This is a genomic window from Chitinophaga fulva (genome assembly GCF_012927205.1).
In the GTDB taxonomy this organism is placed as follows: domain Bacteria; phylum Bacteroidota; class Bacteroidia; order Chitinophagales; family Chitinophagaceae; genus Chitinophaga; species Chitinophaga fulva.
Genome location: NZ_JABBGC010000002.1, coordinates 235,475 through 252,527 on the forward strand (window position 1 = coordinate 235,475; position 17,053 = coordinate 252,527).

Here is a 17,053-nt window from a genome sequence, read left to right on the forward strand (position 1 = left end):
CTTATTTGTAATTCGTACTCAACTAACAGTTAAGGAATTGCCACTAACGGTAATGGTATATGCTGTCAACGGTGCTGTGGCCGGACCGGTATTCACCGCGCCACTGGTCGTATACCTGCTGCCATGGCCGCAAGGCGCGTTACATTCTATCAGCCTGGAAGTATTGTTGAACGTGGCAACGGTACATCCCTGGTGGGTACAGGTACTGGACAATGCCGTGAAATCCGCTGCAGTCTTGCCTGTACCGGTACGGATGATGATGACCCCATTGGAGATTTTAAAGTCGCCGGGATTAGGAAGATCTGTGCTCAGGTTGAGCGACAATTTCGCGTTAGGGCCGCCGGGCGTTGGTTGTGGTGAGGACCCGTAACCGTCCCCGCCCTTGCTGCAGGCTGCCAATCCGCCGACACAGGCCAGCGCCAGTGTCATTCCGATGTTGGATACAAAATCCCTTCTTTCCATAAAAAGTGTTTTGTGAATGAAATGGTGGATACACTTGTTACGGAGAAGAAAACAAAACGGTTGCTTAGTCAATAATAAGAATGCAAAAAAGCCGCTCCATAGCGGCTCCTGATTTACATTATCGCTCAGCGCAATCGATACAGGCAATCGATACAGGTAATCGATATCGGTAATCGATATCGGTAATCGATATCGGTAATCGATACAGGCAATCGATATACTAAGCCATCTCAATATTCCAAAGCAGCCTCGCTGCAAAAGAACCTGAACAACAACGTAGCCCAGGGCTTCAGCCCTGGGAAACCGCGGGCAGATCAAAAATCCCGGATATTTCGGATATCAACGTTTGAAAATACGCCGGTGCTTCCAGCAGCCGGCTGCCATACCACGAAAACAATTCGCCGTCTACCAGCATTACATGCGCGTCGGGAAGAATGGCCTGTATTTCATGGATATGTTTTTCTTTAAAAGGATACGGTTCGGAAGATAAGAGCACCAGCCTGCAACCGCTGGCTGCCAGCTGTTCTTCGTCGATAGCCGGATAACGTGGTATGTCTGCAAATACATTCTGCAGACCGCAATGTTGCAACATCTGGTGAATGAAAGTATCTCCGCCGGCGGCCATCCATGGATCGCGCCAGATAAAGTAGGCGGTGGGTACCGGATGGGGGAGTGGCCGTAGTGCCGCGAAACGTTGCCGGACCGTGTCTGCCAGCTGTGTGGCGGCGTCGGTCTTCCGTGTAATGGCGCCGATGCCGGTGATCATCTCACAAGCGTCTTCGAGTGATTGTATGTTGCTCACCCATACAGGATAATGTTCCATCAATGCTTTCACATCTTCGGCTGTATTTTCTTCTTTGTTGGCGATGATCAGATCGGGAGACAGTTCCCTGATCACGTCCATGCGTACGTTTTTGGTGCCACCTACGCGCGTTTTGCTGCGAAACCACGACTCCGGATGTACACAGAATTTGGTGATGCCCACCACTTCCTCGTCCAGCCCGAGGGTATATAACAGTTCTGTCTGCGAAGGCACCAGCGAAATAATCCGCTTAGGTGCCTCCGGCAGATGAATGGTACGGTTCAGTTGATCCCGGAACATAATAACTAACGGCCCAGGGCCTGGATGATGTCGTATTTGGTTACAATATGATGATCGCCGCTTTCGTCTTTTGTCATCACGGCGCCGTTTTCACGATTGATGTAAACGGACAGCTTTTCTATCGGTGTATCCTGGTTCACCATCGGGAACGGAGCGTGCATGACTTCCTGTACGGAAGCGTCTTTCAGGTGCGGATTATCAATCAGCTTGTTGAACAGCCCATTTTCTGAAACAGCGCCGATGATGTCGTTGCCATTGGTGACAGGGATATGTTCAATATCGAATTTGCGCATTTTGGCAATGGCTTCGCTTACTTTCTCTTCTGCATTGATGGTGACCAGCGGCATGTTCCGGCGGGCACCTACAATGTCTTTTACGGTTTTTACGTCGAGGAAGCCACGTTCCATCATCCACTGGTCGTTGTAAACTTTACCTACGTAACGGCTGCCATGGTCGTGGAAAATCACCACTACCACGTCGTCCGGCTTCAGGGTGTCTTTGAGCTGCATCAGTCCCGCTACGGCTGATCCGGCGGAGTAGCCAACAAAAATCCCTTCTTCTTTGGTGATGCGGCGGGCCATGACGGCGCCGTCTTTGTCCGTTACTTTGGTGAAGGCGTCGATGACGCTCATATCGTAGTTCTGCGGCACGAAGTCTTCGCCGATACCTTCGGTGATATAAGGATATACTTCACCCATATCTATTTCACCGGTCTCGAAATATTTTTTGAGCAGGGAGCCATAACTATCGATGGCCCATACTTTGATGTTCGGATTTTTTTCCTTCAGGAATTTGCCGGTGCCGGTAATAGTACCGCCGGTGCCGGTGGCCACGATGAGGTGTGTTACCTTGCCATCTGTCTGTTCCCAGATTTCGGGGCCGGTCTGCTCGTAATGGGCGTCGCGGTTGGCGAGGTTATCATATTGATTAACGTAAAACGAGTTGGGTATTTCGGTAGCCAGTCTTTTGGATACGGAATAGTAGGAGCGGGGATCTTCCGGTTCCACGTTGGTCGGGCATACGATCACTTCTGCACCTACGGCCTTAAGGATATCTACTTTTTCCTTGGACTGTTTATCGGTGGTGGTGAAGATACATTTGTAGCCTTTAATCACGGCTGCGAGGGCCAGGCCCATACCGGTATTGCCGGAAGTACCTTCAATGATGGTGCCGCCGGGTTTGAGCAGGCCTTTCTGTTCTGCCACTTCCACCATCTTAATGGCCATACGGTCTTTAATGGAGTTGCCGGGATTGAAAAATTCCACTTTGGCGAACACGGGACAAGGGAGGGTAGCGGTTACGCGGTTCAGTTTTACCAGCGGGGTATGTCCTATCGTTTCGAGAATGTTTGCTGCGTATTTCATAAAATGAATGAGGTTGTGTACAGTTGTAAATTACGAATTAAGCCCAAACAAACAGGCCGCTGCCGTTAATTTGCTGTAAGCGGGGTTAACCGGCTATCGGCAGAACCCCCTGATTTCTTTTTGTTTTTCTGATAATGATTTAGGTAGATGAATTATTTTTAATAATAACCGTAAATTGATGGAAAACATCCAAGATTTAGAAAATGTTAAAATCTGTCACCATTCCTGATTGCTCACCCCGAAAACAGCCCCCATTCGTAATTCGTAATTCGTAATTCATAATTCCTCCGTTATATTTGCCGTAGATGAATCGAATATTTGTAACCGGTATCGGTACCGGTGTAGGGAAAACCATCATATCCGCCTGTGTGACCACCGCCCTGGAGGCCGACTACTGGAAGCCTGTACAATCAGGGTCTGAAGAGGGGACTGACACGCAGACTGTCAGGGCCCTGGTGCCGGAAGGCATCACGGTTTGCCATCCGGAAGCTTATGTATTAAAGGAGCCGGCTTCGCCTCACCTGGCCGCGCGCATGGAACACGTTACCATCGACACTGCTGAAATTGTAAGGCAGGCAGGCCTGCTGCAACCGGCCCGCCGGCCATTGGTGATAGAAGGTGCTGGTGGACTGCTGGTGCCGCTGACCGACGACATCCTGACGCTGGACCTGGTCCGCGATCTCGGCGCCGGCGTCATTATCGCAGCACAGAATTATCTCGGTAGCATCAATCACAGCCTGCTGACGGCCCGGGTACTGCAACATGCAGGCGTTCCCGTTATAGGCTGGATTTTTGGCGGCGATTACCATACTAATGAAGATGATGTGGTGCGGCTTAGCGGATATCCCCGTATCGGGCGTATCCCGCAGGCCGTGGAGGTCAATATGGCATTTGTGCAGCAACAGGCACAACTTTTGTCAGCTCCCCTAAAGGCGTTACTGGCATGATCACCAAAAAGGATATACGAAAACACTTCCTGGAACAGCGCCTGAACCTCCCAGACGCCACGGCGGCAGACCTGAACGAACGGCTGCTGGCCAATGCCCGCCAGCTGGATTACCAGGGAGTGCGTTATCTGCATCTTTTCCTTCCCATCTCGGAAAAAAAAGAAGTCGATACCTGGCTATTGGCCCAATGGCTGCGGCAACAGCACCCGGACATACAGCTGGTGCTGTCAAAGGCCGACATGAAAACCGGCGATATGCTCCATTATGCGTGGCATAGCAACACGGTACTGGTGAAAAACCGTTTCGGCATCCCGGAGCCGGAAAATGGTGAACAGGTACAGCCGGAAACCATCGACCTGGTGATGGTGCCTTTACTGGCTTTCGATCAGCAGGGCCAGCGGGTGGGTTATGGCAAAGGCATGTACGACCGTTTCCTGAAACTGTGCCGCCCGGATGTGCGCACGGTAGGGCTTTCGCTGTTTGGCCCTATTGAGGGCATCAGCGATGCCGATCCCTGGGACGTGCCCCTGCAGACGGTGGTGACGCCGGACCTTATTTATCATTTTTAAACAACCTTAGCAGTGCTGAAACTACTGAGCTACCTGAAAATACTGTTATATCCCTTCTCCCTGCTTTACGGCCTTGTGATGTGGGTCCGTAACCGTTTCTACGATAAAGGCCTGCTGACTGCCGTGGAATTCGACCTGCCGGTGATTGCCTGTGGCAACCTGTCGGTAGGTGGTACGGGCAAGACGCCGCACGTGGAGTACCTGATCCGCCTGCTCAAAGACCAGTTCAGAACGGCCACCCTCAGCCGCGGCTATAACCGCCGCACCAGCGGCTATCTGCTGGCCGATGAACATAGCTCCGCTGCTGATATCGGTGATGAACCGATGCAGTTCCATGCTAAATACCCGGATATCAAAGTGTGTGTGGGCGAAGAAAGGATGCTGGCTATCCCGCAGTTGCTGAGCGATGAGCCGGACACGCAGGTGGTCCTGCTGGACGATGCTTTCCAGCACCGGTCTGTGAAGCCCGGCATGAACATCATGATTACCGAATACAGTCGGCTGTTCACCCGCGACCATGTGGTTCCCTTTGGCCGTTTGCGTGAGGGAAGAAGCGGTTATCAACGCGCGAATTGTATTATCGTGTCTAAATGCCCGCCGGATATGAGCCTGGCTGAAAAGGCGGCGCTGGAAAAAGAAATTAATCCGTTACCCGGTCAGCGGCTGTTTTTTACTACCTTGCAGTACGGCGCATTATTTGATATGACAACCCGGCAGCCCGTGAATGTTCCTGCATCGGCTTCGGTGTTGCTCGCCTGCGGCATCGCCCGGCCGGAACCTCTCCTGGAAAAACTGCAACAACAGTATCAGAAGGTGTACCTGCTGGCATTTCCCGATCACTATTACTATTCAGAAAAAGATATTGCAAAAATTAAAAAGGAAAGAGATGACCTGCCTGGAACACAAAAGATGGTCATCACCACAGAAAAAGATGCAGTAAGGCTGCATCTCCTGCAAAAAGATCTGGCAGAACAAAACCTGCAAATTGCTGTTATGCCAGTGGAAATTTCGTTCCTCTTCGGGGAAGCGGAATCATTTAATAACTTTATTTTTGACTACGTGGCCCGGCAATTGCCCGCCTTCGGTCAATAATACTACAACCAAACATGAGTAAGAAAAAGAAAGATAAGAAACACCCCGGCCAGAAGAAAACCTTCAAAGGTGTCGTGGAATTGACAAGGTCAGGAATGGCCTTCGTGATTGTGCCGGGCCTGGCCAGAGACATCATGGTTAAGCAGAAAAACCTGCATACCGCCCTTGATAAAGATGAGGTCCTGGTAGACGTGATCAAACATGCCAGTGGCGATGGACGCCAGGAAGGCATCATAACTGATATCCTTAAACGTAATAAAACTGAATTTACCGGCACCCTGCAGGTGAGCAAAAGCTTCGGCTTCCTGATCACGGAAAAGGGCCTGTTCATGCCGGACATCTATATCCCCGCCAACTCCCTCAATAATGGGAAGTCCGGCGATAAAGCCGTGGTGAAAGTGGTAGCCTGGGGCGAGAAAACCCGCAAACCTGTGGGAGAAGTCATCGAAGTCCTCGACGCCAGCGACACCAACGACCTCGCCATGAAGGAAATCCTCATCGAAGCCGGTTTCCCGCTCAACTTCCCCACGGAAGTAATGACTGAACTGGCCGAAATCAAAGAGGAAATAACGGACACGGAAGTACGGAAACGCAAGGATTGCAGAAATATCCTCACTTTCACGATAGACCCCATCGACGCCAAAGACTTTGACGACGCCATCTCCATCCGGCCGCTGAAAAACGGGCTGTTTGAGATCGGGGTGCATATCGCCGATGTGAGCCACTATGTAGTACCAGGCACGGAACTGGACAAAGAAGCCGACAGGCGCGCTACCTCCGTGTATCTGCCGGACCGCGTACTGCCCATGCTCCCGGAGAAAATTTCCAATGAACTGTGCTCTCTGCGCCCGCATGAAGATAAACTCACTTTCTCTGCTATCTTCCAGATGAACGAGAAAGGAGAGGTGAAACACCACTGGATCGGACGGACCCTCATCCACTCTGACCATCGTTTCACTTATGAAGACGCACAGGAAGTGATTGAGACCAAAGAAGGGCCTTACAACAAGGAAATCCTGCTGCTCAATAAAATAGCCCAAACGCTCCGCCAGGAACGTTTTGCGCATGGCGCCATCAACTTTTCCTCACAGGAGGTCCGCTTCAAACTGGATGAAAAAGGCAAGCCAATCGGCATTGTCGTGAAAGAAAGCAAAGAAGCGCATCAGTTGATCGAAGAGTTTATGTTGCTGGCCAACAGGACCGTGGCCACCTATGTGTCTAAAATCAAAGTCAACAAACAATCAGTGCCTTTCCCTTACCGGGTGCACGATACGCCGGACCCTGACAAACTCAAGGTGTTCGCCGCTTTCGCAAGTAAATTCGGTTATAAGTTCGATGTTAGTTCACCTGAAAACATTGCCCGTTCGTTTAACAGGATGTTGCAGCTGGTACAGGGCAAACCTGAACAGCATGTACTGGAAACACTGGGTATCCGTACCATGGCCAAAGCCATTTATACGGTCAATAACGTAGGTCACTATGGCCTCGGCTTTGATGACTACTGTCACTTTACTTCTCCCATACGTCGTTACCCCGATGTGCTTGTACATCGTGTAGTGGCCGAATGCCTGGCCGGTGAAATCCATCCGGACAAACAGATGGAGACCAAGTGCAAGCATGATTCCGAAATGGAACGTAAGGCCATGGAAGCTGAAAGGGCCGCCAATAAATACAAGCAGGTAGAATACATGCAGCAGTATATCGGTCACACTTTTGAAGGCGTGATCAGTGGCGTAGCGCATTTTGGCTTCTGGGTAGAAACGGTAGACACCAAATGTGAAGGACTCGTTAGTATCCATAACCTCAACCGCAAGGAGGAGTTTGCATTTAACGAAGCAGAATATGCGCTGGTAGGGCAGGCCAGTGGCCGCCGTTTCCGCATAGGAGAGAAAGTGAGCATCCGTGTGGTGGCCGCCAATCTCGCCAAACGGCAGCTGGATTATGAGCTGGACAGCGAACTGGCTACCGCCGGTCGTGAATTCAGGCCGGGCCAGCGTGACGAACGCCGCGAAGGCCGCCGTGACCACAAAAAGAAAAAACAAAAACATGGCCAGCAGCCATGGCAGCCAAGGGAAAAACGACCCTTCGCGCCGCAAGCACCTGTTGCACCTGCCGTTTCCCTGGAAATACCACCGGAACCGGTTGTTGACCAGGTGATCGTCGAAACGCACGTGGTAGATATGACCGTGCCGTCATCAGCACCTGCAACTTTGCCGGGAACTGAAGCAGCGCCTGCGAAGAAAAAGAAAACCGCAAAAAAACAAACAGCCGAAAAAGACGGCCAGGCGGATGCTGCACCAGCGCCGGTATCAGTGAACGTAGTACCGGAAACCGCTCCTGCATCTCCCGAAAAAATAAAAACAAATACCGGTAAAAAAGCAGTGGTGGCGCCTGTACAGCAGGTGACGGAAAAACAACCCGCACCAGTGGCTGTTAAAAAAACGGAAAAGAAAACGACTGCTGCCAAAGCTGTTGCCACAAAAGCTTCCGCGAAGGAGGCCACCAAAAAGCCTGTTGCCAAAGCTGCTCCGGCTGAAAAGAAAAAAGTGGCCAAAGCCGCTGCTCCAAAAGCATCCGGCAAGAAAGCCGCTCAAAAAGCCGCAGTGAAAACCGCTCCGGCCACAAAAACAACTACGGCCAAAGCCGCTGTTAAAAAGGCACCTGTGGCCAAAGCGCCGGTTGCAAAAAAAGCTGCCACCACTAAGGCTGCTACTACGAAAGCTGCTGCTAAAAAGGCTGCCGTACCGGCTAAAAAAGCTGCTACCAAAAAAGCGACCGCCGCACCTGCAAAAAAAGCAGCCGTTAAAGCACCGGCCAAAAAAGCCGCAGTAGCCAAGGCTCCTGCTAAGAAAACAACTGCTGCCAAGGCACCTGCTAAAAAGGCCGCTGTCAAAGCAACTGCTAAAAAGGCGACGCCGAAAAAAGCTGCTGCCGCTAAAAAGAAAACAAAGAAATAAATAATAAAATCACCGTCTATTTGAAATGCATTCATTTAAAGAGTTAATAGCGCAGTTCAGCCAGCAGTTTGATCAATGGCATTTTCCGGAAGAACCTACACGTTTATACAATGCAGCGTCCCATATCCTGCAGATCGGCGGAAAACGCATCCGCCCGGTACTGTGCCTGATGGGCAACGAACTGTTTGACGACCTGCATCAGGATGCCTTTCAGGTAGGCAACGCGGTGGAACTGTTCCATAACTTTACGCTGATTCATGATGATATCATGGACAAAGCGCCCATCCGCCGCGGACATCAGACCGTACATATGGTCTATGGCGAACCCGCCGCCATCCTGGCCGGCGACGTGATGCTGATCAATGTGTATGACATGCTCAACAAGGTACAGTCCAGGTACAAACAGAAAATCATCACCGTATTCAACAAAGCGGCGAAGGAAGTATGTGAGGGCCAGCAGATCGATATGGACTTTGAACAGATGGAGCCTGAACAGGTACAGTATGATGACTATGTGCGGATGATCGGCCTGAAAACCTCTGTGCTGCTGGCAGCCAGCCTGCAGCTGGGCGCTATCATCGGCGGAGGCAGCGAAGGTAATCAGGAGCGCATGTACGCTTTCGGTAAAAACATCGGTATCGCTTTCCAGATACAGGACGACTTCCTCGATGCTTTCGGCGACCCCGACAAATTCGGCAAACAGCAGGGTGGGGACATCCTCGTCAATAAAAAGACATTCCTGTTGTTGAAGGCACTGGAGCTGTGTAACGTTGCTCAAAAAGCAGAGCTGAAAAAACTGATGGAAACCAATCCGGATGATAAGGTGGCCAGGGTACTGGACCTTTTCCGCAGCTGCAAAGTAGATGTATGGGCAGAGAAGGAAAAAGAACGTTTTCAACAGCAGGCCTTTGCTCACCTCGAAGATATCGCCGTACTGTCTGCCCGTAAAAAACCGCTGATGGAACTGGCCGACTTCCTGTTAAACCGCCAGCAGTAATTTTTATATTCAAAATCGCATTATATTCGCGTCTTTCTCAGGACCGGAGGGATAAAAAATGTTTAAATGATTATTTTTTAATATAATAATCATATATTCATTTTCCCGGCCGCCGGTCCTGGGCAAGATTTTTTTATTAAAAGACTACACTAAAACGTAATTCCGTCGCCAATGTCTAACTCGCTGTTTAGAAAGAAGTCCCTGACCACTATTATTAAAGATGCCAATGAAGGAATGAGTGACGGCCATGAAACAGGAGTAGGCATGCATAAAGTGCTGAAGGTGAAAGACCTTACAGCGATGGGGATTGCAGCGGTAATTGGCGCCGGTATTTTCTCTACTATTGGTGAAGCTTCTTTTCATGGCGGTCCGGGCGTGTCCCTGCTGTTTATCATTACTGCTGTCACCTGCGGATTTTCCGCCCTTTGTTATGCAGAATTTGCTTCCCGCGTACCGGTATCCGGGAGCGCGTATACCTACTCATATGTGACTTTCGGTGAACTGGCGGCCTGGGTAATTGGCTGGGCGCTGATCCTGGAGTATGCCATCGGTAATATCGCCGTGGCCATTTCCTGGAGCGGCTATTGCAACAACCTGTTACGCGGACTGGGAATTGCATTGCCGGACTGGCTTTCGAGCAACTACGACAGTGCTTCACAAGCTACCATAGAAGCCGCACCGCATATTTTCGGGATTCCTTTTATTGTGAACCTGCCGGCGTTTCTGATCGTGATACTGATCACTTACCTGGCTTATGTGGGTATCCGGGAAAGTAAACGCAGCGCCAATTTCATGGTGGGACTGAAGATACTGGTGATCCTGTTTGTGATCGCATTGGGTTTCTTTTACGTGAACCCGGGCAACTGGAATCCATTTATGCCCAACGGTTTCTCCGGTGTTTTAAAAGGTGTATCTGCCGTGTTTTTTGCCTATATCGGTTTCGATGCGGTGAGCACTACAGCAGAAGAGTGTGCCAACCCGCAGCGCGACCTGCCCAAGGGCATGATTTATTCCCTCATCATCTGTACCGTACTGTATGTGCTGATTTCATTCGTGCTTACCGGCATGGTACCTTATTACAAACTGAAAGTAGACGACCCGCTGGCGTTTGTGTTCAATGAAGTGAACCTGCCGGGTATCAGCTATATCATCTCTGTAAGTGCCGTGGTAGCCACTACCAGCGTACTGCTCGTATTCCAGATCGGCCAGCCTCGTATCTGGATGAGCATGAGCCGTGACGGCCTGCTGCCGAAAAAATTCGCTAAAATCCATCCCCGGTTTAAAACACCTTCCTTTGCTACCATTATCACCGGTATCCTTGTAGGTGTGCCGGCGCTCTTCCTGAACCTGACCATCGTAACAGACCTCACCAGTATCGGAACGTTGTTCGCGTTCATCCTCGTGTGCGGCGGTGTGTTGATGTTGCCTCCGCAGGAGAAAACCGAAGAAAAACGGTTCCGGTTGCCTTATATCAGCGGGCAGATCATTGTACCTGTGCTGGTATTGGGGCTGATCGTGCTTTTCCGTGGAGAAATCGCCCGGAGGCTATCTTTCGAAGGAGGCTGGGAGGTATGGAAACACAATATTCCCTTCTTTTTCTTTGTGATCGTGACCGTGCTGATCACCTGGTTCTCCGCTATACGTAAACTGTCGCTCATCCCGGTATTGGGGCTGCTCAGCTGCTTTTACCTGATGACAGAGATCGCGCTGAAAAACTGGATCGTATTCAGCATCTGGCTGGTCATTGGTCTGAGCATTTATTTCCTTTACAGCTACCGCCACAGTAAGCTCCGTCAAGCCTAATCCGGCTTATTTTTCGTAACTTAATAGCAAGTTCTTTAAAATTTTGTTTTATGAACACGCTACAAAGAGTTGCACGATGGGGTGATACACATCACCCGGTATGGTTGAGCGTTGTACGTATGGCGCTGGGACTTTTCCTGATGTGGGCTGGTGTACTGTTTATCATGAACAGGGACGCACTGGACACGATGATCAATCAAAGCCCGGCGCTGGTTACTTTCGCCTTCTTTATTGCACACTACATCGTTTTTGTGCATATCGTAGGCGGACTGTTCATAGCCATGGGCCTGGAAACCAGGTTTGCTGCCGCGCTGAACATCCCGATACTGCTCGGGGCCCTGTTGTTCGTGCACTCACGGACAGGGCTGTTCCAGGTGTATCCGGTGCTGGGCTTGTCTGCGCTGGTGCTGGTGCTGCTGATCGTTTTTACCATAACAGGCAGCGGCCGCATCTCGGTGGACGAGTTTATGCGGAGGCATCCTGAAAGGAAGCGTAAGCATACCTACATCGATTTCTAAGCCTGATGTTTAATATAGGCGTACCTGTGAGTACCACCATTTTAATGGCGCAGGAGAGGTACGGCTCCTCCCAAAATCAAATCTTCCTGTCTCTTCCTCACTTTTTCCCCGTCAAAATTCTATTTTTGTGCCCAGAAGAATGCAAATATGAAATATCAAACTGGAGACAAGATATTGCTGTTAAGCTCAAAAGAAGAAGGCACAGTAGTAGACATTGTCAATGACAATATGGTGATGATAGAAGTGAAAGGCACTACTTTCCCGGTATACCTTGATCAGATAGACTTCCCCTATTTCCATCGTTTTACCCAGCAAAAGCTGGTAAAAGAAAAGCCCCGGCAGATTCCCGGGGATGAGATCAAGGTAGACAGGAAAAAATACGAAGTATTTAAAACAGACAAGGGCATGTTCCTGTCTGTGCTGCCGGTATATCAATTTGACGGGTATGATGAAACCGTGAAACTGATGAAGTTTCACCTGTTTAATGATACGCCGCATGCCATGCGCTTTTACTTTCAGATATGGCTCAATAATCAGATGGACCTTGAGATAAAGAATGAAATACAGCCGTATAATCATTTTTATCTGTCAGACCTGATATTTGAATCCCTGAATGATAATCCGCGGTTTGAGTTCACCTTTTTCCTGAAGGAGCCGCAGCCCAAGCTGGCCACTTCTGTGAAAAAGACCTGGAAAATCAAGCCCAAACAGATGTTTACCCAGTTGGAAGAGCTGCGTAATAAAGCAGAAGCCACACTGACGTACACGCTGTTTGATAAATTCCCGGATAAAGAACCAGAGCCACCGGCGCCGGCAGAACAGCCCAGTGCAAAGAAGGCCAAACCGGCCACCACTATCGGTTCGGGCAACTTCGCCAGCCTGCTGAGCAAAATACAGCTGCAGCCGGAAACTACGCTGGAGCCTAAGCATGAGGTGGACCTGCATATTGAAGCCCTCGAAAAAAACTGGAAGGGGATGAGCAATATCGCCATACTGGCGGTGCAGCTCAATGCTTTTCAGCGTTACCTGGATTTGGCGATCAGCCACCATCAGCACAACCTGATTGTGATCCATGGCGTGGGTAAAGGCAAGCTGAAAGACGAGATCCATCAGATCCTCCGTCAGACGCCGGAGGTGGCGAATTTTGTGAACCAGTACCATGCTAAGTATGGTTATGGCGCCACTGAAATCACGTTTAAATAACTGAAACGTTAAAATCTGTATACTCAAAACTCTTTAGCACCTAAATATTTTGGTGCTAAAGAGTTTTAAGTTTAAAATATTTTACACCTGAATGCCCAAATGCGGTACCTTTGCGCTCCAACTACAAACCGTGCTATCGTTCCTTTGGCTTGTCTGAAGGGAAGGAAAGTCCGGACAGCGTAGAGCAACACACCACCTAACGGGTGGGCTCCGGCTTGCCGGAGACAGAGAGTGCCACAGAAAATTACCGCCCTGTTTCGGCGGGGTAAGGGTGAAAATGTGGGGTAAGAGCCCACGGTGTAGACAGGTAACTGTTTGTACGGGTAAACCTTGTGTGCTGAAATGCCATGTATACGGACGCTTGAGGGCTGCTCGTCCGATGTCCGAGGGTAGGCAGATACAGGGGGCGCGCGAGCGTCACCGCAGATAAATGATAGCAACCCTGGCTTGCCAGGGGACAGAATCCGGCTTACAGGTTTGTAGTTTTTTTCTTTTTCTTTTCCCCTGCTTTGATATTACAATAAAACCTCCTATCTTCTCACCCTTATTAATTCTGTTTTTTATGACCTTAAGAGACGAACGTAACTGGGGCACATTTATTCACCTTGGTGGTATCGTGGGCTCAGCGATTTTCCGGCCTGCCGGTAATGTCATTCTCGTGCTGGTATTATGGCTGATCAAACGCAACGAGTCCCGTTTTGTGGACGATCTGGGCAAAGAAGCCATCAATTTTCAAATCACCATCAGCCTGGTCAGCGTACTGATCTCCATACTGGCTGGTGTTTTCAATGGCCTGTGGTCATTAGGCAGCTGGATGACCGGCGGTTTCTTTTTCTCCAATGGCTGGAGCTGGAGCTGGGGCGGGCTGCATGGCCTGTTATGGGTGGTGAACCTGATCTTCAGCATTATTGCCGCGGTGAAAGCCAATGAAGGAACTTCCTATAAGTATCCGTTTTCGCTGAGACTGGTGAAATGATTTTTTAGACAGAAATATATTCCAACAAAAAAGGCGCGGATGTCCGCGCCTTTTTTGTTGGAAGTATCGTGGGACCGGTTAGTTTTTCTTTACCGGTTTCATTTTCGCTTTGTGTTGTTTCTTCTTCACGTTCTCACCTTTGATGGTAGCTGCCAGTTTTAAGGCTTCGTAAGTGTTTACCACACCACCGCTAATAGAGAGGTCTGCGAAGTTGATCCTTTCGTCCTGTGTACCAGGTTTATTGACTTCTTTGGTACCGTCGGGGAGCGGTGTAGCGCTCTTTTCGAGGATATATTTCAGCTGGCGGGCACTCAGTTCCGGGTAGTAAGAGAGCACAAGGGCTGCCACGCCGGCTACTACCGGTGCAGCCATGCTGGTGCCGCTGGCGCTGCCGTATTTGTTGCCGCCAGGAATGGTAGAGTAGATCTGTACGCCGGGAGCGAAGAGGTCTACGGTCTTTTTGCCATAGTTAGAGAAGCCTGCTACCTTATCAGGGCCCACTCCGTTGCTGCTGGCGCCTACCGTGATGAAGTTATCAGCGCGGGGGCTGCCGTCTGCAAAATCAGGGTTAGGGTAGTTGGGCACAGAATCGTTGTTGGCGCCATCGTTGCCGGCTGCATGTACCAGCAGCACACCTTTCTTTTGCGCGTATTTAACCGCTTCATCCACCCAATCCTTGTGAGGAGAGTATGGTTTACCAAAGCTCATATTGATGATCTGTGCGCCGTTGTCTACCGCATAACGGATAGCGAGGGCTACGTCTTTATCTCTCTCATCACCGTCTGGCACTGCTTTTACTGCCATGATGCGAACATTGTCGGCCACACCGTCAATACCTACGCCGTTGTTGCGGAGGGCGCCGATGATACCGCTAACATGGGTCCCGTGGAAACCAAATTTCCCCATTACATCGTTGTTGCCGTATTTGGTGTCGGCAATATCGTCGTATTTGTCGCCCACGATCTTTTCGCGGTTTTGATTGGGCGGTACTTCTGTGGCTTCTGCTTTTCTTTTCAGGTCGCCCATATAGGCATCGAATTCCATTTTGAATTCACTGAAGGAAGCGGGCTCGTCGCCGGTGCTTTTCAGCAGCCGGGTCATGAAATTACGTGCCAGGAGCACATCCTGATTGGTCGTCTGGATGCTGTCGAGCTGGCCAACGGTAAAATCTTCTTTATTGAGGTATGTCTTCAGGATGTTTTCGCATTTGCTGACGTTTTCCTGAAGTTTGGCCATCGATTTATACTGGAGCTTGGTCTGGGAGCTGGGCTTTTCTATTTTCTGTTTTAAAGCCTGCCAAGTGGCGTATTCTTTGGAGTTTTTATCCAGTGTGGAGTCCGGGTCACCGTACTTGTTTTTGTAGCGGTAATACTCGCGGGTAGCTTCGTCGGAGTCTTCTTTCAGGCTGCTGCCGTCTTTAGCGCCGAGGAAGTTCCAGCCGTGAATATCGTCTATGTAGCCATTTCCATCATCATCTTTGCCGTTGCCGGGTATTTCGCCCGGGTTGGTCCATAGGATGCCTTTCAGGTCTTCATGGAGGGTATCAATACCGGAATCAATGACTGCTACGATTACCGGGGTGCTTTTTTTCCCTTTCAGTATCTCTTTGTAGGCTTTTTCAGTATTGGTGCCGTAAACACTGTCGGTCTCGTAGTTCAGCAACTGCCAGTTTTTAGGCACCTGGGTTTTACTCTGGGCACTGGATTTCGTTGTAAAAGCAGCCGTCAATGCAACACATGCCAAGACTGCAACCTCTCGACTAAACAATTTCATGTTCTATGATTAATAATTAAAATATCATGATGCGAATAAAGGTATAGAAAAAGCCTTAGAACAGGCTAATTTTAATGATAAGCGTGCTATTTGTTGGTTAATTGGAGAAAATTGTACAAATGGCTTTCTTATCAGGTTGCTGGTGTTAAACAGCCCGGTTATCCACCCATCACATTACTGCTATAGTTTCGCGTGGAAAACCTACCTTTACGCCGGTTCCTTTCTTTTCCTCTATAACGTTCTCTTCCCAACAGGCGCCCATTTCGTGGGAATACTCCCTTATACTGTTTTGTATTTACCTCATCATTAAAAATTATCGTCATGCTGAAAACTGCTATTCTAGCCACCCTGCTGGCCGCCGGTAATGCCGCTTTTGCCACCGGCCCTGAAAAAGTGACCACTGTTATTTTCGTGAACGCAGCCGAAGAAGAGTCCTCACCATCCGCCGGTCTGAGTGATGAAGGGAGGGACCAGACCCGTTTGTTTACAGATGCCTGTCGGCATATTGACGTGGCCGCCATTTATACCATTTACGTGAACAAGGCTGTACAAACAGTAACGCCGCTATCGGAACTGCGGCAATTGCACCCTGTTTATTACTGGGTAACGAAAGATCAGGAGACCCGGGACTGTGTATTGGACTGTATTGTAAAGCAAAACAGGGGCAAGACAATCGTGATTTGTGGAAATCCGGAAAATATTCCTGCCATGGCTAGAAGCCTTGGTGTAAGGGCTAAAACAGTCAGAAGCCTTTACGATAAAGGATCAGGTCAGTTTTTGATCGTTCGTGTGCTTGGAAATAATACCGCCGTAGCACAAAAGTTGAATATGAATATTCAAAAAAAAGTCTAATATTTATAGTCGGAAGAATATTTGATGGCTTCCCGCTATCGGATATTTTTCTCATAAGCATGGTTTCCGTTTAACGAAAAGCGGGGTTCTCTAACCTCGCTACTATTTTTAAAACTTGAATCCGGAGATCGTGTAAGTCGATGTATGTAGAGGAAGGACCTGCGTTGCAGGCAGAATTTTATCAACCGCTTTTAAATCTGATCAGGGAGGAGCACATCCTGACATGAATATTAAAAGCTCCGGGGCACAGCCTCGGAGCTGGAAAAAGCCCAAAGTTTAACCACAAATTTGCTATCAAAATTTATCATAGAAGGGCAGACCATCGCGGTCTGCCCTTTATTTTTGTTCTGATCCGACCCCATCCGATCCAATCGCATCCAATCCAATTCCATCGCTAATTCCCAGGGCTGAAGCCCTGGGCTACGTTGTGTTTCAGTT

At 49.5% G+C, this 17,053-nt stretch carries 14 protein-coding genes and 1 other RNA gene; 11 read left to right on the top strand and 4 right to left on the bottom strand.

Annotated features, from left to right (window positions below; translation table 11 throughout):
* Positions 1–18: 18 nt before the first annotated feature.
* From HHL17_RS17665 to HHL17_RS17675, 3 genes are all read right to left on the bottom strand, one after another.
* Positions 19–462, bottom strand: coding sequence for a QcrA and Rieske domain-containing protein (locus tag HHL17_RS17665; RefSeq protein ID WP_169226154.1), 444 nt, complete (start codon positions 460–462; stop codon positions 19–21).
* A gap of 289 nt (positions 463–751) precedes the next feature.
* Complete coding sequence (locus HHL17_RS17670; RefSeq protein ID WP_169226155.1) at positions 752–1,564, bottom strand: helical backbone metal receptor; 813 nt, start codon at positions 1,562–1,564, stop codon at positions 752–754.
* 5 nt (positions 1,565–1,569) lie between these two features.
* Entirely contained in the window at positions 1,570–2,928 is a 1,359-nt protein-coding gene (locus tag HHL17_RS17675) for a pyridoxal-phosphate dependent enzyme (protein ID WP_169226156.1), read from the bottom strand.
* A gap of 305 nt (positions 2,929–3,233) precedes the next feature.
* Between HHL17_RS17675 and bioD the strand changes: the two genes are divergently transcribed.
* The 10 genes from bioD to HHL17_RS17725 all read left to right on the top strand — a co-directional run bounded on the left by bioD (position 3,234) and on the right by HHL17_RS17725 (position 13,990).
* Entirely contained in the window at positions 3,234–3,875 is a 642-nt protein-coding gene (bioD, locus tag HHL17_RS17680) for a dethiobiotin synthase (RefSeq protein ID WP_169226157.1), read from the top strand.
* Positions 3,872–4,444 (top strand): 5-formyltetrahydrofolate cyclo-ligase, encoded by a 573-nt coding sequence (locus tag HHL17_RS17685; protein ID WP_169226158.1) that lies wholly within the window; start codon positions 3,872–3,874, stop codon positions 4,442–4,444. The genes bioD and HHL17_RS17685 overlap by 4 nt, the downstream gene beginning before the upstream one ends.
* A gap of 12 nt (positions 4,445–4,456) precedes the next feature.
* Positions 4,457–5,536, top strand: coding sequence for a tetraacyldisaccharide 4'-kinase (gene lpxK, locus HHL17_RS17690; RefSeq protein ID WP_317166575.1), 1,080 nt, complete (start codon positions 4,457–4,459; stop codon positions 5,534–5,536).
* A 14-nt stretch (positions 5,537–5,550) separates the two neighbouring features.
* Complete coding sequence (rnr, locus tag HHL17_RS17695) at positions 5,551–8,493, top strand: ribonuclease R (RefSeq protein WP_206156073.1); 2,943 nt, start codon at positions 5,551–5,553, stop codon at positions 8,491–8,493.
* A gap of 25 nt (positions 8,494–8,518) precedes the next feature.
* Complete coding sequence (locus tag HHL17_RS17700) at positions 8,519–9,490, top strand: polyprenyl synthetase family protein (RefSeq protein WP_169226159.1); 972 nt, start codon at positions 8,519–8,521, stop codon at positions 9,488–9,490.
* A gap of 171 nt (positions 9,491–9,661) precedes the next feature.
* Positions 9,662–11,293, top strand: a complete 1,632-nt coding sequence (locus tag HHL17_RS17705; RefSeq protein ID WP_169226160.1) for an amino acid permease — start codon at positions 9,662–9,664, stop codon at positions 11,291–11,293.
* 50 nt (positions 11,294–11,343) lie between these two features.
* The gene (locus HHL17_RS17710; protein WP_169226161.1) at positions 11,344–11,811 is read left to right on the top strand and encodes a DoxX family protein; all 468 of its coding nucleotides are present in this window, start codon (positions 11,344–11,346) and stop codon (positions 11,809–11,811) included.
* A 147-nt stretch (positions 11,812–11,958) separates the two neighbouring features.
* Positions 11,959–13,014, top strand: coding sequence for a Smr/MutS family protein (locus HHL17_RS17715; protein WP_169226162.1), 1,056 nt, complete (start codon positions 11,959–11,961; stop codon positions 13,012–13,014).
* A gap of 120 nt (positions 13,015–13,134) precedes the next feature.
* Positions 13,135–13,502, top strand: an RNA gene (gene rnpB / locus HHL17_RS17720) — RNase P RNA component class A.
* A 74-nt stretch (positions 13,503–13,576) separates the two neighbouring features.
* Entirely contained in the window at positions 13,577–13,990 is a 414-nt protein-coding gene (locus HHL17_RS17725) for a DUF4870 domain-containing protein (protein ID WP_169226163.1), read from the top strand.
* Positions 13,991–14,068: 78 nt separating this feature from the next.
* Here HHL17_RS17725 and HHL17_RS17730 read toward each other — a convergent pair whose 3' ends face one another.
* Positions 14,069–15,670, bottom strand: coding sequence for a S8 family serine peptidase (locus HHL17_RS17730; RefSeq protein WP_206156074.1), 1,602 nt, complete (start codon positions 15,668–15,670; stop codon positions 14,069–14,071).
* Positions 15,671–16,084: 414 nt separating this feature from the next.
* Here HHL17_RS17730 and HHL17_RS17735 point away from each other — a divergent pair, with 414 nt between their 5' ends.
* Positions 16,085–16,615, top strand: coding sequence for a hypothetical protein (locus HHL17_RS17735; RefSeq protein ID WP_169226165.1), 531 nt, complete (start codon positions 16,085–16,087; stop codon positions 16,613–16,615).
* The last annotated feature ends 438 nt before the right edge of the window (positions 16,616–17,053 follow it).

Excerpts from the sequence above, each read along its gene's own strand:
- HHL17_RS17665 (WP_169226154.1), bottom strand. The coding sequence starts at position 462 with ATGGAAAGAAGGGATTTTGTATCCAACATCGGAATGACACTGGCGCTG.
- HHL17_RS17670 (WP_169226155.1), bottom strand. The coding sequence starts at position 1,564 with ATGTTCCGGGATCAACTGAACCGTACCATTCATCTGCCGGAGGCACCT.
- HHL17_RS17675 (WP_169226156.1), bottom strand. The coding sequence starts at position 2,928 with ATGAAATACGCAGCAAACATTCTCGAAACGATAGGACATACCCCGCTG.
- bioD (WP_169226157.1), top strand. The coding sequence starts at position 3,234 with ATGAATCGAATATTTGTAACCGGTATCGGTACCGGTGTAGGGAAAACC.
- HHL17_RS17685 (WP_169226158.1), top strand. The coding sequence starts at position 3,872 with ATGATCACCAAAAAGGATATACGAAAACACTTCCTGGAACAGCGCCTG.
- rnr (WP_206156073.1), top strand. The coding sequence starts at position 5,551 with ATGAGTAAGAAAAAGAAAGATAAGAAACACCCCGGCCAGAAGAAAACC.
- HHL17_RS17700 (WP_169226159.1), top strand. The coding sequence starts at position 8,519 with ATGCATTCATTTAAAGAGTTAATAGCGCAGTTCAGCCAGCAGTTTGAT.
- HHL17_RS17705 (WP_169226160.1), top strand. The coding sequence starts at position 9,662 with ATGTCTAACTCGCTGTTTAGAAAGAAGTCCCTGACCACTATTATTAAA.
- HHL17_RS17710 (WP_169226161.1), top strand. The coding sequence starts at position 11,344 with ATGAACACGCTACAAAGAGTTGCACGATGGGGTGATACACATCACCCG.
- HHL17_RS17715 (WP_169226162.1), top strand. The coding sequence starts at position 11,959 with ATGAAATATCAAACTGGAGACAAGATATTGCTGTTAAGCTCAAAAGAA.
- HHL17_RS17725 (WP_169226163.1), top strand. The coding sequence starts at position 13,577 with ATGACCTTAAGAGACGAACGTAACTGGGGCACATTTATTCACCTTGGT.
- HHL17_RS17735 (WP_169226165.1), top strand. The coding sequence starts at position 16,085 with ATGCTGAAAACTGCTATTCTAGCCACCCTGCTGGCCGCCGGTAATGCC.